The organism is Bradyrhizobium sp. CCBAU 21365, from assembly GCF_015291305.1.
In the GTDB taxonomy this organism is placed as follows: domain Bacteria; phylum Pseudomonadota; class Alphaproteobacteria; order Rhizobiales; family Xanthobacteraceae; genus Bradyrhizobium; species Bradyrhizobium elkanii.
In genome coordinates, this window is sequence record NZ_CP030036.1 from 6559941 (window position 1) to 6582300 (window position 22360).

Genomic DNA, 22360 nt, shown 5'->3' on the forward strand with positions numbered 1-22360 from the left:
CGGTGCTGCGTCTCCTCTCATTCGCGCTGTTCATCGCGACCTGGTGGATTGCCTCGCTGCTGATCGGCGATGCGAAGCTGCCGGCGCCGCCTGCAGTGCTGTCGGTGCTCGTCGCCGAAGCCCGATCGGGCGCGCTGTTCGTCAATCTCGGCGCGACGTTGGCGCGCGTCGCGCTGGCCTTCACCCTTGCCATGGCGCTCGGCTCGGCGATCGGCTATTTGATGGGCCGTGTCTCGCTTGCCAATCGCCTTGGCGATCCCTGGCTGATCCTGCTGCTCAATTTGCCCGCGCTCGTCGTCATCGTGCTCGCTTACATCTGGGCCGGGCTGACCGAGGTCGCGGCAATCGCAGCCATCGCCATCAACAAGCTGCCGACCGCCGTCGTCACCCTGCGCGAGGGCGCCCGCGCGCTCGACCCTGCGCTCGACGAAATGGCGGCGGCGTTTTCTTTTCCGCGCGGCCGCGCCTTCCGTGATGTGATCCTGCCGCAGCTTGCGCCCTACATCGCGGCCGCTGCGCGCTCCGGGCTCTCGCTGGTCTGGAAGATCGTGCTGGTCGCTGAATATCTCGGCCGGCCGAACGGCGTCGGCTTCGAGATCGGCGTCGCCTTCCAGCTGTTCGACATCCCCTTGCTGCTCGCCTATTCGCTGAGCTTTGCGGGTGTCGTGCTCGTCATCGAAACCCTGCTGGTGCAGCCGTTTGAAACCAGGCTAACGCGGTGGCGGCTCCGTGCAGCTTGAGGTCAATATCACCGGCAAGAGTTTTGAGAGCGCGGCCGGGAAGCGGCACGACGTGCTCGACAACGTCACCTTCACCTTGAACGCCGGCGAGGTCGGCGTGCTGTTCGGCCCGTCAGGCTGCGGCAAGAGCACCCTGCTCCGGATCCTCGCCGGGCTCGACGCCAACTACCAGGGCCGTGTCACGCGATCGCCGGGCATGCGCCTTGGCATGGTCTTCCAGGAGCCGCGGCTGTTGCCCTGGCGCACGGTCGAGGAGAATGTGCGGCTGGCCGCGCCGCATGTCGGCGACAGCACGCTCTCTGCGCTGTTCGAGGTGCTCGAACTGGGCGCGCACCGCAACCATTTTCCCGCGGAGCTGTCGCTCGGCCTCGCCCGCCGGGTCGCGCTGGCCCGCGCCTTCGCCATCGAGCCCGATTTCCTGATCCTCGATGAGCCGCTGGCCTCGCTCGACAATGCACTCGCGGGGCGGCTGCGCGACCAGGTCGCGACGCTGGTGGCCAGCCGGAAAATGATGACCCTGCTCGTCACCCACGATCTCGACGACGCGGTCCGCCTCGGCGATCGCCTGTTCTTCCTGTCGTCGCGGCCGGCCCGAATCCTCCACGTCGAGACCATCGCCGCACCGCGCGCGACGCGCAGCGAGCCCGAGATCGACGAAATCAAGCGGCAACTCTCACAGTTGGACCTTGCAAATATGTGAGACGCCGTCATCCTTGGACAAAGCATAAGGGAGAGGCTGGATGTCGCGCGCGTTGATCGCTGTTGGTGTTGCATTGCTTGTGCTGCCGGCGACAGTGCTCGCCCAAAGCAAGGGCAAAGGCATTCGGCTGTGGAATCTGACCAGCGCCACGATTTCGAGCTTTGAGTTGTCGCCGGCAGGCAAGAACGCGTGGGGCCCCAACCAGACGCTCAACGACAAGGACAAGGAAGTCGACCACGACGAGCGGCTGCGCATCACCGGCGTCGAACCCGGTCGCTACGACGCCAAGGTCGGCTACAGCGGCGCCAGGCAGTGCTTCGTTCGCGACATCGAGATCAAGGCGGACGCCGTGTTTTCGGTATCCGACAAGGACCTGAAGGACTGCAACAAATAGGAAGGCTAACCCGCCGGCGGCTCGCCGCCCGCGCCGGCCCGATCGTTGCTGTGCGGATATTCACAACGCCAGCGCACCGCGGTCCATTTCGGATGTTCGCCGACCCATTGCGCGATGTAAGGCGGCGCGGCCATGACGCATTGCTGTAGCGAGCCGTTCCAGTTGAACACCAGATGCTGCTCCTCGCAGGTGGCGGGCGACAGCACGGCACATACAGTGACGATCAGATCAATCGGGTTCATGCGCGATCCCCAAGCGTGCTCATGCAATAGATAACACGACGAAATACGTAATCAGCCAAGTCCGGGTTTCACAGCCCCGTGAAAAGTTGCGGAACCCGGCCCCAGAGGCTTCACGCGCTAGAAGTTCAAACCGTACACCAGCCGCGCCTGATGGCGCTCGAAATTGACCAGATCGAGGGCAGCGTTGCTCCCGGCCCGCTGCCCCCAGACCTGGACGCTCCAGGTCGCGGTCAGCCGTGAACGTTCGGAGAGCTGGAAATAGGCGGTGGGCCCGATGAACAGCGCCTGCCCCGACAATTCATCCAGGCCGATTCCCTCATACTTCCTGAAATAGCGCGCTTCGCCGCCGATCAGGATATCCGGCTTCACCCTGGCCATCAGGCCGAATGCGGCACCGATGGTTGCATCCTGATCCGCAGCGCCGGTGCGCGGCGTGCGCGTCCATTCCGGCTCATAGCTCAGGTTGAGGGCCGCGATGAGAAAATTCGGGATCACCTCGCGGTCGAACGCGACCGTGAGTTCGGTGCCATAGCTACGGACGGCGGCGGCCGTCGTCTCGTCGACGCGATCGGCACGCGTCTCCAGCGCGACCGTCATGCCAAAGGGCGCCGCCTCGCGGTTCAGAAAGCGATAGCGGAAATCGACCGAGACGCTCTGCCACGACAGCTGGCGCCGATCGTCAAGACCCGGAACGCGGCCGATGTCGTATGCGCTGAATGACGTTCCGAGCTCGACGCGAAAATTCGGCGCGGGCACGAGCTCGAGCTCCATTTCCTGATTGAGCGTGCGATACCGGCCGCCGTCCTTGGCGAAGCGCCCGGTGGTCTGGCTCTGGAATTCACGCTCGCCGACATTGCCCACGTCGGAGCCGATCATGAAGCCGAAAATGTGCTCGGTATCAAAGTCCTCGGCATAGGCGCGAGGCGGCAACACCGCCGCGATGCCGGCAATCGACGCGCACAGCATCCCTATCCAGCGCCCGGTCCTGATCTTTGGATTCATCGTCCCCGCACCACCGCCTCCGGCCACACTGTAGGACAAAGCAGCAAGGCCCGCCAATCGCGCAGGTGGTGTCGGCCCCAAGGTCTTGTGGGAAGGGTATGAGGGAAGCTGTCCGAGCGGCCGCATCAGGGCCCGCGAAAGACACTTTCCACAAGAGACGCCTGCCCGGCTCGATGCAGCGCGCTGCACGAACCGGGCAGGCTGTCTCGCGTTACTTGTCTTAAGATTACTTGCGCGCTGCGCAGGCGTACATGTTGATTTCCATGCCCACCGGCACTTCAACGATCTTCGGTGTTTTCCAGGCCATTTCCTTCTCCCAAGTCATAAGTTGGCGCAAGCCTCGCGCCGCGCGGCAAGCTAGGGCTGCCTTTTCCAGGGCGCAAGCCGGCCGGGTAAGGACCCGACTTCGCTGCTGGACATGCCGAAGCGGACGACGGCTCGCTGACATCTGCCCGGCATTGGGAACTCCGACACTGATCTGTCGGGCATTTTCCGGCTGCCGGGCGGCGACGCGCGGGTAAGGAGACCCGATTCATCCAGCCGCGTCTTGCCCAAGAGCGAAATCGCAGCTTTTTTTGTTATGCGCGGAATCCTGCGTCAATATACGGCAATCCGCCCGGCAAAGTTCGCCGGCTGGCAACCTATTTGAGCAGGCGCAGCAGGGCCCGGCCGGCACGCGACTTCAACTCTTTCGCATCCAGCGTTCCGTCATTGTCGGGATCGGCGGCCTTGAAGCGCTGCTCGACGACCGCAAGGTATTCGTCGAGCGTCAGGGTGCCGTCGTGATCCGGATCGGCGGCGGCCAGTTCTTTCGCGGTCAGCCGTCCGCGCAATTCGCGCGCGTCGAGCGTGCCGTCATGGTCGGGATCGAGCTTCGCGAACAGATTGGCGGCAGCCTTCTTGGCTTCGGCGAGATCGACCGTACCGTCATTGTCAGGATCGAGCATCTTCAGCGCGCCCTTGCGGCCGGATGCCGCCAGGGCGGGCGCCGACAGGACGGCCATGGCCAAAGTCAGAGCAAGCGATCGGCGCGAAATCATCATTCATCTCCCTTGCGTGCCGCTCCGGCGACGGGGCGAAGCGCGCCACGAAAGGCGCATCATAACAGCCTCGGCGAATCTTTGACAGCTGGCGCAACCAGTGAGCCCTCGTCGGCTTTCGGGTGGAAAGGGACCTCCCGACCGGTCACCTGTGGAGCTCCGACGTATCGCACCAGGATGATCGAGGTGAGCCATGAGCGACATTTGCAGGAGTGCGTTGGGCTGTCTGGTCGTGCTCGGTCTGATCGCGCCTGCGTCCGCGCAGACCCGGCACCCTGCCCCATCGGCGGAGGCGGTCCAGCAGCGCGTGCTCACCGGCAAGGAGCGGCTCGGCCGCAAATGGACCGACGAGCAGCGTATCGATAATTGCAATGTGCCGCCGGACAAGCGGGGCGCGAAACCGCGGCCGAGTGTCTGTCCCCCTACGCCGTCCAGCTGACCGTTCGCGCTGCGGCATAACGGCGGGCTGCGCTGGTGTAGCGTATTCCACGCGACGGTAAGCCACGGACCGTTTGCCAAAAACCTGACGCTATCGACCGGCCTCGCGCGGTTAGCGGGCGCTCGTTCACGTTTTCGTATTGACCCGTTTTGGTTTCAGGCGGATGGTTCCGTCCGCAACGTCAGGAATAGGCGTGCAGAAAAAAGGTTTCATTGGGAGGATAGGATGAGACGCATTGCGCTGGCCGCAAGCCTCGTGATTCTTGCATCGTATGGTGCAAGCGCCCAGACCAACGAGCAGTTGGTCAAGGGGGCGACTGATACTTCGAACGTTCTCAATTACGGCATGGGTTACAATCTTCAGCGCTTCTCGACGCTGAACCAGATCAACAAGGACACCGTCAAAAATCTGGTGCCGGTCTGGAATTACAGTTTGAACGACGACCGCAGCGAGGAATCGCAGCCGCTCGTCTACCAGGGTGTCATTTACGTCACCACGCACAACGCCACGATCGCGATCGACGCCAAATCCGGCAAGCAGATCTGGAAGACCAAGGTCGAGTATCCCGCCGAGACGCCGCGTATCGTTTGCTGCGGCATCATCAATCGCGGTGCCGCGCTGTATGACGGCAAGGTGTTCCGCACCACGCTCGACGCCAATGTGATCGCGCTCGATGCCAAGACCGGCAAGGAGCTGTGGCGCCAGAAGGCTGCGGATATCAAGGAAGGCTACTCGATGACGGTGGCCCCGCTGGTCGCCGACGGCGTCGTGATCACCGGCATCTCGGGCGCCGAATTCGGCACCCGCGGCTTCATCGATGGCTGGGATCCGGCAACCGGCAAAAAGCTCTGGCGCACCTACTCGATCCCGACCCCGGACGAACCCGGTGGCGACACCTGGAAGGGCGACACCTGGAAGCTCGGCGGCGGCTCGACCTGGATCACCGGCTCCTACGATCCCGAACTGAACACGGTGTATTGGGGCATCGGCAATCCCGGACCGTTCAATTCGGCGGTGCGCCCCGGCGACAACCTCTACACCTGCTCGGTGCTGGCGCTCGATCCGAAGACCGGCAAGATCAAGTGGCACTACCAGTTCTCGCCGAACAATCCGTTCGACTACGACTCGGTGGCCGAGATGGTGCTCGCCGACATGAACGTCGAGGGCAAGCCGACCAAGGTGCTGATGGACGCCAACCGCAACGGCTTCTTCTACGTGCTCGATCGCACCAACGGAAAGCTGCTCGCGGCCAATCCCTATGTGAACGTCAACTGGGCCACCGGCATCGACATGAAGACCGGACGGCCGATCGAGACCGACATCACCAAGGATGCGCGTGAAGGCAAGAAGGTCACGGTCTACCCGTCGATCCTCGGCGGCAAGAACTGGGAGCCGATGTCGTTCAATCCGCAGACCGGCCTCGCCTACGCCAACACGCTCGCCTTCGGCGGCAAATACAAGGCCGAGCCGGTGACGTTCAAGCAGGGCGAATGGTATCTCGGCATGGATCTCACCGATCCCTGGGAATGGGGCACCGGACCGCGCGGCCACCTGAAGGCGATCGATCCGATGACCGGCAAGGCGAAGTGGGAAGCGCCGAGCGACATTCCGCGCTTCTCCGGCGTGCTCTCCACCGGCGGCGGCGTGGTGTTCTCCGGTCAGCTGACCGGCGAATTCGAGGCGTTCGATGCCGATACCGGCAAGAAGCTCTGGCAGTTCCAGACCGGCTCGGGCATCGAAGGACAACCCGTCACCTGGCAGCAGGACGGCGTGCAGTATGTCGCCGTCACCTCGGGCTATGGCGGCGTCTATTCGCTGTTCTCGGGCGACGAGCGGCTTGCCAAGGTCCCACCCGGCGGCTCGCTGTGGGTTTTCGCGGTCAAGAACTGAGCGCGGAGCACACGTGACTGAACGAGTAACCCTGTTGACGGCGGCGATCTTCGCCGCCGTCGCGACGGCCTTGATCATGTTGATCCCGGCCGCCGCACAGCAAACCACCGCAATCGACCTTCAGGGTCAGGCCGACCAGGGCAAGGTCACCTACGCCAAGAACTGCTCGCATTGCCATGGGCCCAACATGGTCAATTCCGGCACCATCACGCCGGACTTGCGCGCGTTTCCCGACGACAAGACCCGCTTCGTCACCACCGTGAAGCAAGGCAAGAACGGCAAGATGCCGCCCTGGGTCGACATCCTGAACGAGCAGGAGATCGCCGACGTCTGGGCCTTCGTGTCGAGCCGGAGGACCCCATGAGGGCCCTGCTTGCGGGCGCCGCGACGGCTCTGCTTCTTGCCATGCCGGCCGCAGCGCACGCTGCCGACGACCCGCTCAAGGTATGCCTCGACGAGGATCTGCCGCCGCTGTCGGCGCATCATCGCGGCAAGCCGGATGCCGGCTTCGACGTGGCGCTCGCGCAGGCGATTGCCGAGCGGCTTGGACGGCCGCTCAGGATCCAGTGGTTCGAGAGCAAGCTCGACGAAGATTCGAGCCCTGCGCTCGAGGCCAATGCGCTGCTGTCGGACGGGCGCTGCTCGCTGGTCGGCGGCTACGCCCTCACCAAGGACTCGCTGAAGGCGCCCGGCGTCACGACGGCCAAGCTGCCGGACTTCGACGGCGCCACCCGCGAGGATCGCCGCCGGCGGATCCCGATCGGGGTGCTGGCGCCAAGCCAGCCCTACATCTATTCGCCGATGACCGTCGTCCTCGGTCCCAAGGCCAAGGACAAGATCAAGGAGCGCAAGATCGGCGATATCGGCGATCTCGCCGGGCTTCGCCTGACGATCGAAAGCGGCACGCTGGGCGATGCCATCCTGATGACCTTCGACAAGGGAAAGCTGATCGACGACATCACGCACCTCGTTCCGGGGCGCAGCGATCTGTTGGGCGAACTGGAACGCGGCGAATTCGACGCCACGCTGCTCGACCTGCGCCGCTTCGACGCCTACCGCGCTGAACATCCCGACACCAGGATCACGGCCTCGGGCTACTATTATCCGATCGGCGCCAACCGCGGCTACGTTGCGCTCGAAACCGACAAGGCGCTGCTGGAATCCGTCAACAAGGCTCTCACCGATCTGCAGGCCAAGGGCACCATCGCGGAGCTCGGCAAGGCCGCCGGCCTCACCTGGCTTCCGCCGCGCGAGCCGATCATCCTCGGCGATGTCTGGCTGAAAATCCTGAACCGGTGATACTGGCGATAGCTATCGCAAATAGCTCGCCAGATTCATGCTCTGGATCTTGGAGATCGCCGAATAGGACGCCGTCAGCTGCGCCTGATAGGTCGAAAGCTGCGCCGTCACGGCCGCGACGTCGACGCTGGTGAGGTCCGTCGACAGCGTTTTCGCAAAATTCTGATAATCGCTCTGGTTCGTGCTGGCGGTCTCGATCTGCGACGCCGCGGTTGACAGCTTTGCCTGCACGGTGGAGGTGGCATCCAGCGCATCGCTGGCGAGGTCGAGGGCCTGCGAGACATCGCTCGACGACAAATTCGAGCTGTTGCCGACGAATTTCAAGAGCCGCATCACCTGCTCGAACGCCGGATTGTCGGCGGTGATGCCGTAGGAGATCGACTGGCTGTCCGACACACGCACGGACGCGATCTCGCTGTCGCCCTTGTAGTAGCTGGTGTCTGATGTCGTCAGCGATCCGGTGCCCGTCCCAAAGCTCGACAGGTCCGCCGGCGCAGTGTCGGTGCGGGCGCCGCTGAAGACATATTCGCCGTCATACTGGGTGTCGAGCAGCCCCTGCATCTGCGCCATGGCCTGCTGGGCATAGTTGATCACCGATGCCGTCGCCGTGCTGCTGCCGGTGGTGGCCGCGCTGAGCTGGGTCCGCAGCTGCGTGATGATGTCGGTCACCGAGCCGACCGCCGAATACATCACCTGCACCTTGTTGTCGGCGAGTTGGCTGGCGTCGATATAGGACTGCGCACGCGTCACCGAGACCTGCAGATTGATGACGCGCCCGGCGCCGGAACCGTAGCCGCCGAAATCCTCGGATTGCAGCCCGGAGGACTCCTGCACCTGCTCGTTGGCCATCACCGCCTGCACCCGCAGCGCGCTCGATATCATCTGGTCCGACTGCGCGAAGGTGGCAACACGCATCATCATGACGACGGCCTCGGGTTCAGCTTGCGCTCATCGCGGTCATCAGCGCCGAGAACATGGCGTTGATGGCCGTAATGATCTGGGAGGCGGCAGCGTATTTGTTCTGCAACGCACTCAGATTTGCGCTCTCCTGGTCAATGTTGACGCCGGACTGCGACGACAGCGAATTCGCATAGGTCGACTGCGCCGTCTGCTTGGCGGTATAGGCCGCCGACGCCTGGGTCGCCTTGCCGGCGACGTTGGCGACGATGGCGGCCGCGTAGTCCGTGAAAGAACAGGTGGTCGCGCCGAGACCGCCGGCCATGCCGAAATCGGTCGACCCCGTCAGCGCGCTCGAGAGCGCGTTCACCACCGTCGCCGAGCCCGGCGACAGCACCGAGTTTCCGGCTGTCAGCGTCGACGACGCATCGAGCGTCGCCGTCGGCAGCGCCGCCGTCCCGTTCAGAATGTCGCTGCGAACGGCGATGTCGGACGCGCCGGTTCCGGTGATCAGGTCGTTGAACCCGAAGTAATCCGAAAAACCCTCACCAGAACTGCCGACCGAGCTCGTCATCTCGTTGATCGCAACGCCGTTGCCGGATGTGGTCGCCGAGATCGACAAGTGTCCGTTGGCATCGACCGAAGCTGACAGCCCCGAGATACCATTGATCGCAGCGGCGAGATCACCGACCGTGGCGTAAGATGACAGATCGAGGTCTTGGTACGACACCAGGTTGCCGCTCTTGTCGGCAACCGCGATGCGTACCGTGCCGGTCGCCGAGAACGGCGTCGTACTGCTCACGGTGCCGGTTCCGGTCAGGCTCGCCGGCGGCGGCACCGACGTGCCTTGGTTCGATACCGCGTTGACGGTCGCGGTCAGTTGCCGGGCAAGCTCGTCGAGTTGCGACTGCGCCGCTGGCAGCGTCTGGTCGCGCAGCGTGATCAGCGCACTGACCTTGCCCGAGGAGATCTGCGAGGTGATGTCGACCCCGTTGACGGTGATACCGCTGAACCCGCTTGACGATCCCGCGCTATACGTCGTGGACGCCGTGACGCTGGGCAGCGCCGTGTAGCTCAGCGGATTCGCCGTGCTATCGACCAGCGCCTGCCCCGATCCGGTATAGACCTGCAAATCGCCGGTCGATGTAGTGAAGTAGCTCACATTCATCATCGACGCGAGATCCTGCAGCGCGCTGTTGCGATGGTCCTCCAGATCGGCCGTCGACTGCCCGGCTGCCGCCTGCTGCTTGATCTGCTTGTTGAGGTCGGAGATCTGCTGCAGGTCGGAATTGATGTCGGTAACCGACGACGCGGTGTCCTGGTCCGCATTGGAGCGCAGCGTCTGGATGCCGCTCGAGGTCTGCTGCAGCTGCGTCGTCACCGCCGCAAGCGCACTGACGGCGTTCGATTGCAGCGACGCACTGCTCGGCGTGCTCGCCAGCGACGACAACGCCGACTCGAATGCCGCGATCGTGTTGGCCAGCGAGGTGCCCGTCGTCGAGCTGTCCGAGCTCGACGTGCTGCCATAAAGCTGCTGGAGCTCGGTCAGAAAGCTGTTGGTGGTGTCGGCGGCACCGAGATCGGAGTCGGCCCCGACCAGCGACTTCAGGAGCAGCTTGTCGACCGCGCTGCTGATCCCCGTGATCGTGACGCCGGTACCGACACCGGAAGTGACGCTGCTGCTCTGGTTGGCGGTCTTCTCGGTATAGCCCTTGGTGTCGGCATTGGAAATATTGGCCGAGGCCACGCTGATCTGCACCTGCGTGGCTGACAGCCCGCTGAATGCGATGCTTCGTGCAATATCGAGCGACGACACGGCCGACTCCCTTCGGCGGCGGCCCGATCAAGCCCGCACATTGGTGCCATAGGACATTGCGGGCGTAACGCGACGACCGCCGGCGCCATAAGGCGATACGTTGGCGATCTGCTCGCGAATCGCCTGCATGATCGCCTCGATCCTGCGATTGCTGGCATCGATCGCCGCGCGCAGGCGCATCACGTTCTCGTCCATCGCCATGCGCAGCTTCAGGATCCGGTCCATCAGCTGCTCGCGCAGCACGCGGTCCTGGACGTTGAGATTTGCCGTCTTGCCGACTGCCTCCGCCACACATTGCTCGAACAGGGTGGCAAGGCGGTGCTTCTCGTCGACCTGCTTCAGCCGCGAGGCCGGCAAGCCCTTAGCGAGCTCGACATTCTCCTCGTTCACGATCGCGATCAGGTTGTCGATCAGCGCGATCAACGACCTTGCGCGCTGGTCATTGCCCGCGGGATTGATCTTGATGTTGCGTTCCGGTGTCATGCCATCGCTCCCGTTCAAGCTAGTGTCCGCGACGCAGGGCGCGAACCGATTGTGCGCTGCGCCCATACGCGGTGATTGCCGTTACCCGGACCGCGGCCCGGTTGAGTTCATGGTCGAGCCGCGCGCATTCGCGCATCAGCTGGTCCCGCAAGGTTCCGACATCGTCGAGCAACGCGCGGAGCTGCGCCCGGTCGTCCGGCCGGACCGAGGCGGCCTTCGCCTGCAGCCGCTGAAGCCTGACCAGCAAGCGGTCATTCCGCTTCTGGGTCATCATCGCGACACCGCCGAGATCAGCGTATCGAACATCTTGTCGACGGTGGTGATCACCTGCGACGCCGCCGAATAGGCCTGCTGCGCCGAGATCATGTTGGAGAACTGGCCGCTGGTGTCGGTGGTGCTCGACTCCAGTTCGCTGCCGTAGATCGTGCCGGCGCCGTTGGTGCCCGAGGTCTGCAGCGTGGCGTTGCCGGAGGCGGCCGTCGCGGAGTACATGCCGTCGCTGGCCGCGCTCAATCCGTTGGGATCGCTGAAGGTCGCGACCGCAATCTTGTAGATCGCAATGGTCTGCCCGTTGGAGTAGGTGGCGTTGACCACACCTCCCTTGCCGATCGAAATGCTGCTCAGCTTGCCATAGGGCAGACCGTCCGACGTGATGCTCGTGAGATCGACGGCCGGCGTGGTCTCGCCTGACGAATACTGCGTGAGGCCATCGGTCTTGCCGGCCGTACCGAGGTTGAGCGTGATGGCCGTGCCGTTGGCGGCAGAACTGTCGGCCGCCCCATCCTTCCAACCCGTCACCGAGATGACGGGAGGGCTCGGGCTGGTCGAGGCGAGCGAGCCGTCGCTGTTGAAGGTGATATCCACCGTATCGGTGATCGCGTTGGCGCTGTCTGTCGTGGAGTCCGAGGCGAGCTTTGGCGTCTCGAAACTGGCCTGCCAGCTGTTGTCGGCGGTCTTTTTCCAGTCGATCTGGATCGTGCTCGCCGTGCCCAGCGAATCGTAGACAGTCATCGAGCTATTGAAGGTCGCACCGACGGCGGCATCGGCCGGCAGGTTCGCCGCGACCGTGGTCTTGGTGGTGGCGCTGCCGCTGGTGGACGCCACCTGCGTGTTGATCGGTCCGAGGCTCGCGGCGGACGCATTGCCGATGATGTTGCCGTCAGCGTCGGTGCGCCAGCCCTCGAGGTAGTTGCCGTTGTTGACGAGGTAGCCCAGATTGTCGGTGGTGAACGCGCCGTTGCGCGTATAGGAGGTGGTGCCGCCGGACGTCGCGTTGGTGGTGACGAAAAAGCCGCTGCCCTGGATCGCGACGTCGGTGGCGTTGGTGGTCGCGGACAGCAATCCCTGCTGGGTCATGTTGGCGCGGCCGGACACCGTGACGCCGCCGGACGTGTATGAGGTGGCGCTGTTCGACGCGGTCACCAGATCCTGGAACATCGCCGACGTGGTCTTGTAGCCCGTGGTGTCGGCGTTGGAAATGTTGTCGGAAATCATTGCCAGCGACTGGCTCTGCGCATTGAGCGCCGAGATCGCTGAGGAAAGAGCACCAGTGAGACTCATGATAAAACTCCGGTAGCAATCAGGACGTGACGCCGATGATGTTGGCGGCGCTGACGGGAACGCCGTTCACGAGCAGCGAGGGCGTCGAGCCGGAGGCATCGATGCCGGTCACCGTTCCCGTCATCGTGGTGTAGCTGAGCAGCGAGTTTCCGGCGGAGTCGGTCGCGGTCACCTGAATCGTGTACTGGCCGCCGTCCTTGAGCTGGGTGCCGTCGGAGGTCTGGCCGTTCCAGGTGAAGGTGTTGGAGCCGGCGTTTCCGGTCCCCTTGCCGCTCCACACCGTGTTGCCCGAGGAATCCTGGATCGTGATCGCGACGTTCGACGCGGCCGAGGTGAGCGAGTAGCCGAAGGTCGCCGAGCCGTTGGTCAGCTCCGCCGTGTTCGTCTTCGCCTCGACGGTGTGGCCGATATAGTTGACCGAGTTGAGCGTCACGAGGCTCGAGAACGAGCTCGCCAGCGACGTCATGCTGGCGTTGGTCGACTGCTGCTCGGTGAAATTGGCGTAGGAGGTGAGCTGGTTGATGAAGTCGGTCGTGCTGGTGGCGTTCAGCGGATCCTGGTTTTGCAGCTCGCTGACGAGAAGGTTGAGGAAATCGGTCGAGCTCATCCCCATCGACGCGCTCGACGACGAGCTCGACGTGGCGGAGGTTGCAGCAGAGGTTGCCGAGGAAACGGTCATGACAAGGCTCTCTTCGCCGCGGGATGCGCGACGGAACGCGGTGGGACATTGGGGTCGTGATGTCGTTCGCAGATAAAACGGATGACGCGCCGATTTCAGGCGCGGATTCATCCGCCCGGAATCACGTGATGAAGCGGCAGAATTTGCCGTGTCCGTTGCGGGCTCATGGCTCGCAGGCGTGCGCAAGCATCTCGCCGCGAAAACACGCGAACAGCCGCAACGGCAATGCGGAGCGTTTTAGAGCGAGAGGCTGATCGGCAGATCCGGCTCGCCGAGCATCAATGCCGGCGGTGTCAATGCGGGCAACAGGCAGAGGGCCAGCAGCAGCGCCGGCAGCACCTTGCCTTGCGGTGCGGATCGGCCCGGTGCTTGTGCATCGTTCGGCTGATCGTCAGTCGGGGCCGGCCCCGAAGCGGGCTTCTGTGGCAATTTCGCCGCTACGGTCACGATGCGGTCGGCAAGGCCCTGAGGTGCGCGAACCGGCGGCGCCGCGAGTGCGCGGCGTACCGCGCTCGCCTCCTCGTAGAGCGTCCGCGCCTCAGCCGAGGATGCAAGGAGCTGGACGGCGGCAACACGCTGATCATCGGGCCAGCGGGACAGATCCTCCCCCAGCCGGTCGATCAGGTCTTCGAATGTCGCAACATCCATCGCGCGCGCAGAATCCAGCCTCGTCGCCAAGGCTGTCATAAAGCATTCGCGGGACGGCGGAAATCAATTTCCGCCGCTGTCGCGTCAGGTCCAGCATGGTGCTCGCCGGGCGGCTATTTTTTCCCCAACCAGGCGCCCACTCAGGGTCTCAGCTGCGCCGGCGAAACGCCCTCGGCGGGTGATTCGCTGCCTCTCGGGGCTCAGCGGCCCGCGGCTGATTCGAGCGTCTTGTCGAGCGCCCTGGCCTTGGCGGCCTTGCCGGCGGTCGCCTCGACGAACTTCCAGGCGTCGCGCAATTCCGCCAGGCTCGCGATGATGCGCCGGAAATTTTCCCTGGCCTGCGGCCGGCCATAGGAGCGCAGGCACGCCATGATCAGGGCGTTATAGGTGCGGTAGAGACGATCGGCCATCGCGCCGCCGCGGGTGAAATCGAGATTGTGGCTCAGCCCGCGCAGGATCGCGGTCGCCCGCGTCAGATAGATGTGCCCTTCCTCGAAGCGCTTCGCCTCGTGCGCTTCCAGCGCCTTCTGCAACAGCGTAATCGCACCGTCGCACAGCATCACCACCGCCTTCAGCGGCGGCACCGCCACCGCGGCGGATCGATAGGCATTGTTGGCGTGGTAGGCGGTCGCGTTCTGGGTCATTAGTTACTCAATGATGCGTCTAGGAGTGCTTTCAGGTAGCCCAGCGTGTTGTTCGCGCTTTCGATGGCCGCCTGGTAGTTGGCGTATTGAACCTGCAGCCGAGCCTTGAATGTGGCCGCATTGCTCTGAATGTCGCTGACCTGGGACTGCAGGTCGGTGTCGCGCGACTGCAGATTCGTGATCAACGTCTGCAGCTGACCGCTGGTGCCGGAACTGGTATGCGCGAGCTGGTAGAGTTGCGTCGCCAAACCGGACGACGATGTCACCGTGATCGACTGCGAGGTCGAGCCGGTATAAGTAAAGGCCATGCCGGCGTAGATCGTGCCCGAATTGCCGATGATCGTGTTGCCGACCACCGAAAAGCCGGAGCTGTCGCCGCCGATCGAGGCTCCGGTCAGCATACCGGTGGAGTCCACCGTAAGGTCGAGCGTGAAGGATTGCGGCGATGTGCCGGTATTGACCACGCTGAGCTGGCTGGACGAAGTGGTGGTCTGCGCCGACAGCAATTGGGTGACGCCGGCGAGATTTTGCGTCAACACCGTCGACAGCGTGCCGGTATCGAGCTGGAGCTCGTTGTTCTCGTTGAAGGACAGGCCGAGATCGGCCATCGTCATGCCGCCGACCGTCCCGCTGAGCACCTGCTGCAGCTGGGTCATGATATCGCGCATCGTGCTGTCGCCGAACAGCACCGCGCTTGATGCGGCCGTGCCGTCGGAATTCTGCGCCGACTGCGCGATCACCTGGTCGCGAAATGCGTTGTAGTTGGTGACGAAGGTCTGCAGCGCGGACGTGATCTGGCTGGTGTCGGTCTCGATGCTGATGTTGAGACTGGTGCCGCTCGGCGTCGGCTGCAGCAGGTCGAAAGTGACGCCGGACAGGACGTCGGAAATGTCGTTGGTATTCCGCGTGAGTGCGATGCCGTCGAGGGTGAATTCCGCGGACTGCGACTTCTGCAGCACGTCGGTGAACGCTCCGGACGTGTCGGTGACGCCGAGCCTGTTCAGGATGTCATCGCCCGACGTCGACGAATAGGTGATGTCAGCGGCGTCCTGCGTCCCTGTCAGCACCATCTCATAGGACCCGCTCGACACCTGGACGATCGAGGCCTGGACATTGGTGGTCGAGGTCTGGGCGTTGATGGTGTCGACGACATCCTGCATCGACATGCCGCTGGTGATCGAGATCGCCGTGCTGGTGCCGCCGGACAGGCCGAGCGAAAAAGTGCCGGAGAGGCCCAGCGCGGTCGAACTGCTCGACTGCGAAGAGCCGATCACCTTCTGCGCGGTCGCCAGCTGGGTGATCTGGAGCGTGTGATCGCCGGTCGCCGAGCCGCTGTTGACGCTCATGTTCAGCGCCGACGAGGCGCTGACGTCACCGGTGGACGAGATAGTCGCCGCCCGCGTGGCGAACGCGTTGGTGGCAATCGAATTGATGATCGAGGTGCTGAGCGACGACAACCCGCTTGCCAGCGTCGACAGCTCGGTCTGCAGCGATTGATAGGCGGTGATCTTGGCCTGGTTCGCGGTGATCGTCGTGGTGATCGAGGTCGCCGCTGCGAGCTTGGCATTGACCTCGGCCTCGATCAGGGCATCCCAATCGATGCTGGTCGAATTGGTCGTGCCGGTCGTTGTCACCGTGCTGGCGGAACTGGTCGACGTGGTGCCTGATGTGCTCGAGGTGGCGCTGCTAACCGTCATGTCGACACTTCCGCCGCGATAGGAATCGGGCCGGCATCATGCCGGCCCGACCGGTCTTTCGAATTAGCCGAGCAGCTTCAGCAGGTACTGCGGCATCTGGTTCGCCGCGGTTTCCGCCGAAACCGCGGCCTGCGTCTTCACCTCCGCCGAGGACAGCGTCGCCTGCTCGGAGGCGATATCGACGTCCTTGATCGCCGAGTTGGCCGATTGCAGGTTCTGGGTCTGGGTCGAGATCGAGTCAGCGCTGAAGTTGAAGCGGGATTCCTGCGCACCGATCTCGGCGCGTGCGGACGAAACCTTGTCGATCGCGGTGTCGAGAGCCGACATCGCGCTGGTGGCGCTCGACAGGCTGGACACGTCGAGCGACGTCACGGACAGCGAAGAGGCCGTGAGGCTCGTCAGCGTGATCGTGATGGTGTCGGCCGAGGTCGATCCGACCAGCACCGAGACGCCCGACGAGAACACGCTCGAACCATCGAGCAAGCTCTGGCTGCTGTAGCGGGTCCCGCTGGCGATCGAGTCGATTTCGCCCTTGAGCTGCGTGAATTCCGAGTTGATGTAGGCGCGGCTGGAATCCGCCACAGTGCCCGAGGCGGACTCGGAAGCCAGCGACTTCATGCGGGCCAGGATGTCCGAGATGTTGGAGGCGCCGCCATCGGCGGTCTGCAGGATCGAGGTCGCCTGCGCCGCGTTGGTGGCGGCCTGCTGCAGCGTCGTGATGTCGGAAGAGATGCGGGTCGAGATCGCAAGGCCGGCCGCGTCGTCGGAAGCCGAGGTGATGCGCGAACCGCTCGACAGCTTCGACAGCGCGCTGGTTTCCTGCTGCGAGTTGATGTTGAGGTAGCGGACCGCGGAGTTCGCGGCGGTGTTGGTGGAGATTGCCGGCATGAGTAGCTCCTGTGCTGATGGGGCATGGCATGCCGCATCGTGAAAAAGAGAGGTGACGCGGATCCAGCCCCCGTCCGCCCGATCAAACGGATCGGCCGCCGGTGGTCAGGCGCAAAATCTTCAGAAGCCGGAATTTATGGTTAGCAGTCGGTAAACGCGCCGCGCAGGTCGCGCTCGTGCCGCTTCAGCATCTCGCGCAGCTGCTGCCGTCCCCGCTTCAACAGCGACTCCACCGCAGCCACGGTCGTGTCCATGACCTCGGCGATCTCGCTGTTGCTCATGTTCTCGTGATAGGACAGGATCACCGCGACGCGCTGCTGCTCGGGCAGCCGCTGCATCGCGACCTCCAGCAGATTGCCGATCTCGTTGCGCTCGATCACGGCGGAGGCGTCGAGCTGGGTGTCGGCGACCTCGGGCACGACGTCGACATTCTCGGTGCGCGGCTTGCGGCGCAGATCGATGCAGCGGTTGCTGACGACGCGATAGAGCCAGGTCGAGAACTTGGCGCGGCCATGCTGCCAGCGGCCGCGATGCGTCCACACCTTCAGCATCGTGTCCTGCACGACGTCCTCGGCGTCGGCGGCGTTGCCGACGATGCGCAGCGCGATCGCGTAGGCGCGATCGACATGACGTTCGACCAGAGCACGAAACGCCGTCTCGTCGCCGGCAGCAAGGCGGTCGAGCAATTCCTTGTCTTCGTCGTGGATCTCGACGGTGTCGAGCGGGCCCGCATCGGCAACGGTGGGGACGTTGCTCCACGGAGCAGCCGCTTCGGCCGGCGCAACCGCGGCCGGCGTGGCCTCCACTTCGGCCGGTGCTCTCATATCAAGCGCGTAACTCATCCGCCGCTCTCCAACCAACGCCGCTGGCACACATTCCATGCGGCTTCTGAGCGTTGAACGGAGAGGCCTTGCAAACCAGGCGAACTTTTTTCGTTATTTTTCAAATGCTTAGCTGGATGATTTTGCCGGCCGCCCGGCAAAAGCTGCCGCTGCGCAGAGGCGCAGGGAAAAATTCGACGGAGTTTGGAGCAGTCGTTCGGCATCGCCTCGCATTTCCGCGGAAGAGATCGTCGCGTCGGAAAAACGCTGTTGTCACACCAACTAACGCCACGCGAACACATGCATGCGCGGAGCATGCGAGTGATTCATCGCCGTTGGTCGCCATCTTGCATTCGACGATTGCGACTAGGCAATTTTTTCCGAATCACTGTTTCGACGTTATCGGATTTTTTGAATCTGTCAGTCGCGAAGCGCCCGTTTTCGAATCCCGCATCAACTTTTTTGAACTGTCGCGCCTGATTTGTCTCATGCGCGCGTTCAACGCATGAGGACTGGCGGGAATTTTGCGCATGACGATCATGACGGTCGACGCGACGCGTCGAGCGCAGAATGTTTCTGCATGTTCATTCGATGTTTTCGATACATTTCTGTTGCGCGCCTGCACGACGCCGGATGGCGTATTTGAAAGGGTTTTTCAGCGTTCCTGCATTGCTGAAAAATTTCCGAACATGTCCGCCAGTTTCGTTCAGCATCGAATCCAGGCGGAGGCGCGGGCGCGCAAGGTATCGCAGGAGCGGTGCGGCTCCACCGAAGTGCGCATCGCCGACATCTACAAATACTTTCCATTCAGGCTGTTCGGCCTGGGCCGCAATGCGTTGCAGGATCTCGCGCAGATCGAGTTCGAAAGCGAACTCGAGCTGTGCCGCGTCAATCCCGAAATGCTCGAGCAATATCTGGACATGAAGCGCGGCGGTTTTCGCGTCGGCTTCGTTTCCGACACTTACTGGAGCACCGACCAGCTCGCGCAGTTGCTGCGTTCCTGCAGTCCCGGGCTGAGCTGGGATTTCCTCTATGCGTCCTGCGATCACGGCAGCAGCAAGAGCGAAGCGCTGTTTGAGGCCTATCTCGCCGAGCAAGGCATCGACGCGGCAAGCTCGTTCCATGTCGGCGACAACCACACCGCCGATGTCAACGGCGCGCGCCGTCACGGCATCCGCCCGCGCTACTACCCGCAGGCCGGCGCGGCGCTGGCTTCCAAATTTCAGCGCGAGACATCGATCTTCGAATTGCTGTGCCCCGATCAGCCGTCGCGGCTCGATTGCGGCGCCCGCACGCTGCGGCGCGCGGTGACGACGAAGAGCGCGGAGCATTCTCCCGCTTTCAACCTCGGCCTGACGGTTCTCGGCCCGGCGATGGCGGCGTTCGATGCATTCATTGCCGCCCGGCGCGCGGCGCTTGCTCGCAATGGCGCACGCGTTGCGATCGGATTCCTCGGCCGCGACGGCCTGCTGCCGTATCGGGTCTGGCAGGCAAACCACGGCGAGACCGGCGCCTATATCGAGATCAATCGTCGCGTCAGCCTGGTCGGATCCGCGGACACCCTCGAACCGCTCTGTGAGCTGCTGAGCCGGGTCGTCATGATCGACGCGACGACCTTTGTCGACATCGTCAAGGTGCGGCCGCCCGCCGTGATGAAGTTTTTTGCGCAGTATCCCGACGGCATTGCCAGCGGCCGCGAACTCGCCGACGCCCTGCCCGATCTGATGGACCGGCGCGAAATCACCGATATCGCTGCGGGCGTCCGGGCGCGTCTACTCACCTACCTTCGCGCGCATATCCGGGATTTCGACGGCTGCACCGATCTGATCCTGGTCGATCTCGGCTATTCCGCAAGCGTGCAGAAATCGCTGCGACGAATTTTCGATCGCGAGGGCATCCGCATCCGCCTGCACGGCACCTATCTGCTGACGCTTGACGATGCCTTCGACGACATCGCCGATGACGACACCGCGGAGGGCCTGATCTCGGATCGCGTCGTCACGCCGCACGTCAAGCGCATGCTGATCCGCAACGTCGCCCTGCTGGAGCAGTTGTGCTGTTCCAGGGAAGGATCGGCGCGGGATTATCGCGACGGTGACGTGTTGCGCGAGGGCGATCAGCGCCCGGCCGCCCAGCTGGCGCTGGCGGCCGAGGTGCAATCCGGAACGCTGGCCTATGTTTCGCGCACCCGCGAGCTGGCACCACGCTACGGATTGCAGCCCGATGCCGATCCCGCGGTCGCGGCGCGCTGGGCCGCCGCCGTGCTCGGACGCCTCCTGCTGCTGCCGGACGACGATGAGCTCGCGTTGCTTGGCGGCATCAAGCATGACGTCAATCTCGGCAGCCAGGCCCTGGCGCCGTTGCTCGATGCCGACTTCGTCAATGATTGCGTCATCGCCCGCGGCCTCATGAGCGCCTGCACGGCTCCGGCGCCCCCGATGTGGCTGGCGGGCAGCTTTGCCGCCCTCTCGCCGTCGCACGCCCATCTCTATACGCTGTTCGGCGCCAATCGCCTGCCCGCGAATGTGTTCGGCGAAGCACTGTGCGGGACGCTGCAGGTCGGTCTGTTCGACCGGAACGGCCAGGCGTCGCTGGAGGCGGTCAGCGTCTATCATACCGGGCTCGGCGACCTCCGCCTGCGGATACCGCTGTCGCGCCGGATGGCAATCGCGACCATCGCGCTGCCGCTGGCCAAGCTCACCCGCGACGGGATGCTCCACGGCATCACGGTCCAATACGGCGAGAGCGCCGCGAAGGCCGCCGAGAGTGCGAACGTGACAGCGATCGCCGCGGCACGGCTCATCGATGCCGGCCTCGAACGGCGCGGCCGTCACTTCCGCGCTAGCAGTGACGACGGCATGCTGCTGATGCCGGTCGACGGCTTCGAAGACGACGTCGCCATCTACACGGTCGCGCTGACCGCCCTCGACCATGACCGCATCCTTGCGGTCGCGGACCGCGACGGCAACGGTGCCCCCTCGGCCACACTGACCTGGCGCAGCGCCAAAGGCATGCCGGCAACGAACAACAACAGATGATTTGTCCGCCTGATCCGGTCGTCCCGCACGTAGAAGGTTAACGAGGGGTAGTGCGGGCATGATTTCGGCTGACACGGCGCAAGCGGACGGCTTGCAGACGAACTTCGACCAATTGCTGACGGCGAACGGCATCCGGATGAGCGCCGCGCAGCGCCGACGGCTCGCATGGCTGTCGGAGCGGCTCGGACCCGCGGTCGTCCATCAGGCCGGCTCGGTGCCGGCGAGGGACCATGGCGTCATCATCCTCGTCGAGCCGCCGAGCGGCCCCGCCGCCGAGATGCTTTACCGGTCGCTTCGCGCCGACTGCGCGGTCGTCGTCCCCTTCGGCGAGAATCCCGCCTTCGACTTCCTGAAATCCAAGCTGACCGACTTCGGAACGATCGGGCCGAGCTTCGATGGCCCGCATGAGATGTGGTGGGGCGGCCTCAATTGGCGCCCGATCGCGCCCGAGCAAGGCTCGAGGTCCGAGGCATCGCTGCGCGTGGTCTCCTGCTACCCCCGCGCTTGCGGCGACGATCGCGCCCGCGCCCTCCGCGACAAGCTGGCCGAATTCCGGATCGCCTGCGATATCGCACCGATCGACACCGCAGACGGCGAACACATGCGCGCAGCCGATAAATCCGGCTTCATGCTGCGGATGTGGGAGCAGCACCGCGAGCCGCTGCTCTTCATCGAGGCCGACGCAGTCCTCAGCGAGCCGCCACTGCTGCCGTCATACCTTGATTGCGACGTCGCGCTCCACAAATGGAACCGGTGGGAAATGTCGGCGCGCACCCTCTATCTCGGCCGCTCGCCTGCCGCCGAAACGGTGCTGCGCAACTGGCACCACATCGCGAGCGCCTATCCCGCGGTCTGGGAAGGCTATTTGCTCGACCAGGCCTGGAGCCTGACATCGTCGCAGATGGCGCTCGACACGGTCTGGCTGCCGCGCTCGTACCACGCCCCGGCCGAAGACGCCGGCACGCCCCGCCACACCACGGTCGTTCACAACCTGCCCACCGACGGCAGCGATCTTGGACCGGACGCCGAATTCGGCATCGCGATGCGGGCCGCGCGGCGCGCCAGCCGCAGCGGCGGCCGTGACGCCATGATCGTGATCCGGTCGCAGGCGGCCTCGAATGAGGCGATCACCGTGATCATGCGCGATATAGCGACCAGCGACGCGCGCGAAATGGCTGCCGGCATCGAGGCGGTCACCGGCGCGTTCGCGGCCGATTGCGGCGGATTCGGCCGGCTCGAGCTCGCACTCTGCCCCTGGCAGGACGATATCCGCGCGGCGAAATCGGCCGCGAGAAGCGCGAACAACCGCATCATCGAGATCGCGCCGTGGCAGACATTGCCGGCCGACCTGTTCCGCACCGTGGGCCAGTCCCGCGATGCCGGCAGCGTCGTCGTGATGGCCGGGCAGCGCGGCTGATGAACGCGGGGAAGACAGAGCAAGGG

Annotated in this window: 24 protein-coding genes; 9 read left to right on the forward strand and 15 right to left on the reverse strand. The window is 64.1% G+C overall.

Translation table 11 applies throughout. The annotated features are described in order from the left end of the window. Nucleotides 1-2: 2 nt before the first annotated feature. The 3 genes from XI02_RS30970 to XI02_RS30980 are packed head-to-tail and all read left to right on the forward strand — an operon-like array spanning nucleotide 3 to nucleotide 1834. Nucleotides 3-740: an ABC transporter permease gene (locus XI02_RS30970; protein WP_018272894.1), complete on the forward strand. Its 738-nt coding sequence runs from the start codon at nucleotides 3-5 to the stop codon at nucleotides 738-740. After that, nucleotides 730-1440: an ABC transporter ATP-binding protein gene (locus XI02_RS30975; protein ID WP_038379094.1), complete on the forward strand. Its 711-nt coding sequence runs from the start codon at nucleotides 730-732 to the stop codon at nucleotides 1438-1440. The genes XI02_RS30970 and XI02_RS30975 overlap by 11 nt, the downstream gene beginning before the upstream one ends. A gap of 40 nt (nucleotides 1441-1480) precedes the next feature. Then, complete coding sequence (locus XI02_RS30980) at nucleotides 1481-1834, forward strand: hypothetical protein (protein ID WP_018272896.1); 354 nt, start codon at nucleotides 1481-1483, stop codon at nucleotides 1832-1834. A 5-nt stretch (nucleotides 1835-1839) separates the two neighbouring features. Here the strand turns inward: XI02_RS30980 and XI02_RS30985 are convergent, their stop codons facing one another. The 4 genes from XI02_RS30985 to XI02_RS31000 all read right to left on the reverse strand — a co-directional run bounded on the left by XI02_RS30985 (nucleotide 1840) and on the right by XI02_RS31000 (nucleotide 4118). Then, on the reverse strand, nucleotides 1840-2076 hold the full coding sequence (locus tag XI02_RS30985) for a hypothetical protein (RefSeq protein ID WP_018272897.1): 237 nt from the start codon (nucleotides 2074-2076) through the stop codon (nucleotides 1840-1842). Between the two features lie 117 nt (nucleotides 2077-2193). Continuing rightward, nucleotides 2194-3078: a hypothetical protein gene (locus XI02_RS30990; protein ID WP_370143006.1), complete on the reverse strand. Its 885-nt coding sequence runs from the start codon at nucleotides 3076-3078 to the stop codon at nucleotides 2194-2196. Nucleotides 3079-3304: 226 nt separating this feature from the next. Further along, on the reverse strand, nucleotides 3305-3385 hold the full coding sequence (gene pqqA, locus XI02_RS30995; RefSeq protein ID WP_009031067.1) for a pyrroloquinoline quinone precursor peptide PqqA: 81 nt from the start codon (nucleotides 3383-3385) through the stop codon (nucleotides 3305-3307). Nucleotides 3386-3719: 334 nt separating this feature from the next. Further along, on the reverse strand, nucleotides 3720-4118 hold the full coding sequence (locus XI02_RS31000; protein WP_026193097.1) for an EF-hand domain-containing protein: 399 nt from the start codon (nucleotides 4116-4118) through the stop codon (nucleotides 3720-3722). Between the two features lie 193 nt (nucleotides 4119-4311). Between XI02_RS31000 and XI02_RS31005 the strand changes: the two genes are divergently transcribed. The 4 genes from XI02_RS31005 (at nucleotide 4312) to XI02_RS31020 (ending at nucleotide 7746) form a co-directional block, all read left to right on the forward strand. Further along, nucleotides 4312-4557, forward strand: a complete 246-nt coding sequence (locus XI02_RS31005) for a hypothetical protein (RefSeq protein ID WP_129965166.1) — start codon at nucleotides 4312-4314, stop codon at nucleotides 4555-4557. Between the two features lie 225 nt (nucleotides 4558-4782). Next, a complete protein-coding gene (locus XI02_RS31010) occupies nucleotides 4783-6447 on the forward strand; it encodes a methanol/ethanol family PQQ-dependent dehydrogenase (RefSeq protein ID WP_018272901.1) in 1665 nt (554 codons plus the stop codon). 76 nt (nucleotides 6448-6523) lie between these two features. Further along, nucleotides 6524-6811: a cytochrome c gene (locus XI02_RS31015; protein WP_050999374.1), complete on the forward strand. Its 288-nt coding sequence runs from the start codon at nucleotides 6524-6526 to the stop codon at nucleotides 6809-6811. Then, the gene (locus tag XI02_RS31020; protein WP_172647511.1) at nucleotides 6808-7746 is read left to right on the forward strand and encodes an ABC transporter substrate-binding protein; all 939 of its coding nucleotides are present in this window, start codon (nucleotides 6808-6810) and stop codon (nucleotides 7744-7746) included. The genes XI02_RS31015 and XI02_RS31020 overlap by 4 nt, the downstream gene beginning before the upstream one ends. Nucleotides 7747-7758: 12 nt before the next feature. Here the strand turns inward: XI02_RS31020 and XI02_RS31025 are convergent, their stop codons facing one another. The 11 genes from XI02_RS31025 to XI02_RS31075 all read right to left on the reverse strand — a co-directional run bounded on the left by XI02_RS31025 (nucleotide 7759) and on the right by XI02_RS31075 (nucleotide 17900). Next, nucleotides 7759-8667, reverse strand: coding sequence for a flagellin (locus XI02_RS31025; protein WP_018272904.1), 909 nt, complete (start codon nucleotides 8665-8667; stop codon nucleotides 7759-7761). A 16-nt stretch (nucleotides 8668-8683) separates the two neighbouring features. Continuing rightward, entirely contained in the window at nucleotides 8684-10459 is a 1776-nt protein-coding gene (flgK, locus tag XI02_RS31030) for a flagellar hook-associated protein FlgK (protein WP_172647510.1), read from the reverse strand. 27 nt (nucleotides 10460-10486) lie between these two features. Next, nucleotides 10487-10942 carry a flagellar basal-body protein FlbY gene (locus tag XI02_RS31035; RefSeq protein WP_069275622.1) on the reverse strand — a complete coding sequence of 152 codons (456 nt, stop codon included), beginning with the start codon at nucleotides 10940-10942 and terminating at the stop codon, nucleotides 10487-10489. A gap of 19 nt (nucleotides 10943-10961) precedes the next feature. Next, nucleotides 10962-11216 carry a hypothetical protein gene (locus XI02_RS31040; RefSeq protein ID WP_069275377.1) on the reverse strand — a complete coding sequence of 85 codons (255 nt, stop codon included), beginning with the start codon at nucleotides 11214-11216 and terminating at the stop codon, nucleotides 10962-10964. Beyond that, nucleotides 11213-12502 carry a flagellar hook protein FlgE gene (flgE, locus tag XI02_RS31045; protein ID WP_172647509.1) on the reverse strand — a complete coding sequence of 430 codons (1290 nt, stop codon included), beginning with the start codon at nucleotides 12500-12502 and terminating at the stop codon, nucleotides 11213-11215. The genes XI02_RS31040 and flgE overlap by 4 nt, the downstream gene beginning before the upstream one ends. 19 nt (nucleotides 12503-12521) lie before the next feature. Next, complete coding sequence (locus tag XI02_RS31050; RefSeq protein ID WP_172647508.1) at nucleotides 12522-13181, reverse strand: flagellar hook assembly protein FlgD; 660 nt, start codon at nucleotides 13179-13181, stop codon at nucleotides 12522-12524. 237 nt (nucleotides 13182-13418) lie between these two features. Further along, nucleotides 13419-13868, reverse strand: a complete 450-nt coding sequence (locus XI02_RS46490; RefSeq protein WP_371814000.1) for a hypothetical protein — start codon at nucleotides 13866-13868, stop codon at nucleotides 13419-13421. Nucleotides 13869-14029: 161 nt separating this feature from the next. Beyond that, nucleotides 14030-14473: a flagellar export chaperone FliS gene (fliS, locus tag XI02_RS31060; protein ID WP_016844632.1), complete on the reverse strand. Its 444-nt coding sequence runs from the start codon at nucleotides 14471-14473 to the stop codon at nucleotides 14030-14032. After that, nucleotides 14473-16170, reverse strand: coding sequence for a flagellar filament capping protein FliD (gene fliD / locus XI02_RS31065; RefSeq protein WP_172647507.1), 1698 nt, complete (start codon nucleotides 16168-16170; stop codon nucleotides 14473-14475). Before fliD ends, fliS begins: the two co-directional genes overlap by 1 nt. 63 nt (nucleotides 16171-16233) lie before the next feature. Beyond that, the gene (locus XI02_RS31070; protein WP_016844634.1) at nucleotides 16234-17058 is read right to left on the reverse strand and encodes a flagellin; all 825 of its coding nucleotides are present in this window, start codon (nucleotides 17056-17058) and stop codon (nucleotides 16234-16236) included. Nucleotides 17059-17198: 140 nt separating this feature from the next. Next, the gene (locus tag XI02_RS31075; protein ID WP_038375816.1) at nucleotides 17199-17900 is read right to left on the reverse strand and encodes an RNA polymerase sigma factor; all 702 of its coding nucleotides are present in this window, start codon (nucleotides 17898-17900) and stop codon (nucleotides 17199-17201) included. Between the two features lie 668 nt (nucleotides 17901-18568). On the opposite strand from XI02_RS31075, the gene XI02_RS31080 reads away from it, so the two are divergent. After that, nucleotides 18569-20917 carry a hypothetical protein gene (locus XI02_RS31080; protein WP_311988725.1) on the forward strand — a complete coding sequence of 783 codons (2349 nt, stop codon included), beginning with the start codon at nucleotides 18569-18571 and terminating at the stop codon, nucleotides 20915-20917. Between the two features lie 58 nt (nucleotides 20918-20975). Continuing rightward, nucleotides 20976-22334 carry a hypothetical protein gene (locus XI02_RS31085; RefSeq protein ID WP_172647505.1) on the forward strand — a complete coding sequence of 453 codons (1359 nt, stop codon included), beginning with the start codon at nucleotides 20976-20978 and terminating at the stop codon, nucleotides 22332-22334. Nucleotides 22335-22360 lie beyond the last annotated feature (26 nt).

Excerpts from the sequence above, each read along its gene's own strand:
- fliS (WP_016844632.1), bottom strand. The coding sequence starts at position 14,473 with ATGACCCAGAACGCGACCGCCTACCACGCCAACAATGCCTATCGATCC.
- XI02_RS31005 (WP_129965166.1), top strand. The coding sequence starts at position 4,312 with ATGAGCGACATTTGCAGGAGTGCGTTGGGCTGTCTGGTCGTGCTCGGT.
- XI02_RS31025 (WP_018272904.1), bottom strand. The coding sequence starts at position 8,667 with ATGATGATGCGTGTTGCCACCTTCGCGCAGTCGGACCAGATGATATCG.
- XI02_RS31080 (WP_311988725.1), top strand. The coding sequence starts at position 18,569 with ATGTCCGCCAGTTTCGTTCAGCATCGAATCCAGGCGGAGGCGCGGGCG.
- XI02_RS30985 (WP_018272897.1), bottom strand. The coding sequence starts at position 2,076 with ATGAACCCGATTGATCTGATCGTCACTGTATGTGCCGTGCTGTCGCCC.
- XI02_RS31085 (WP_172647505.1), top strand. The coding sequence starts at position 20,976 with ATGATTTCGGCTGACACGGCGCAAGCGGACGGCTTGCAGACGAACTTC.
- XI02_RS31035 (WP_069275622.1), bottom strand. The coding sequence starts at position 10,942 with ATGACACCGGAACGCAACATCAAGATCAATCCCGCGGGCAATGACCAG.
- XI02_RS31010 (WP_018272901.1), top strand. The coding sequence starts at position 4,783 with ATGAGACGCATTGCGCTGGCCGCAAGCCTCGTGATTCTTGCATCGTAT.
- XI02_RS31040 (WP_069275377.1), bottom strand. The coding sequence starts at position 11,216 with ATGATGACCCAGAAGCGGAATGACCGCTTGCTGGTCAGGCTTCAGCGG.
- pqqA (WP_009031067.1), bottom strand. The coding sequence starts at position 3,385 with ATGGCCTGGAAAACACCGAAGATCGTTGAAGTGCCGGTGGGCATGGAA.
- XI02_RS31050 (WP_172647508.1), bottom strand. The coding sequence starts at position 13,181 with ATGACCGTTTCCTCGGCAACCTCTGCTGCAACCTCCGCCACGTCGAGC.
- XI02_RS31070 (WP_016844634.1), bottom strand. The coding sequence starts at position 17,058 with ATGCCGGCAATCTCCACCAACACCGCCGCGAACTCCGCGGTCCGCTAC.
- XI02_RS31020 (WP_172647511.1), top strand. The coding sequence starts at position 6,808 with ATGAGGGCCCTGCTTGCGGGCGCCGCGACGGCTCTGCTTCTTGCCATG.
- XI02_RS31075 (WP_038375816.1), bottom strand. The coding sequence starts at position 17,900 with ATGAGTTACGCGCTTGATATGAGAGCACCGGCCGAAGTGGAGGCCACG.
- XI02_RS30980 (WP_018272896.1), top strand. The coding sequence starts at position 1,481 with ATGTCGCGCGCGTTGATCGCTGTTGGTGTTGCATTGCTTGTGCTGCCG.
- fliD (WP_172647507.1), bottom strand. The coding sequence starts at position 16,170 with ATGACGGTTAGCAGCGCCACCTCGAGCACATCAGGCACCACGTCGACC.
- XI02_RS46490 (WP_371814000.1), bottom strand. The coding sequence starts at position 13,868 with ATGACAGCCTTGGCGACGAGGCTGGATTCTGCGCGCGCGATGGATGTT.
- XI02_RS31000 (WP_026193097.1), bottom strand. The coding sequence starts at position 4,118 with ATGATTTCGCGCCGATCGCTTGCTCTGACTTTGGCCATGGCCGTCCTG.
- XI02_RS31015 (WP_050999374.1), top strand. The coding sequence starts at position 6,524 with ATGTTGATCCCGGCCGCCGCACAGCAAACCACCGCAATCGACCTTCAG.
- XI02_RS30990 (WP_370143006.1), bottom strand. The coding sequence starts at position 3,078 with ATGAATCCAAAGATCAGGACCGGGCGCTGGATAGGGATGCTGTGCGCG.
- flgE (WP_172647509.1), bottom strand. The coding sequence starts at position 12,502 with ATGAGTCTCACTGGTGCTCTTTCCTCAGCGATCTCGGCGCTCAATGCG.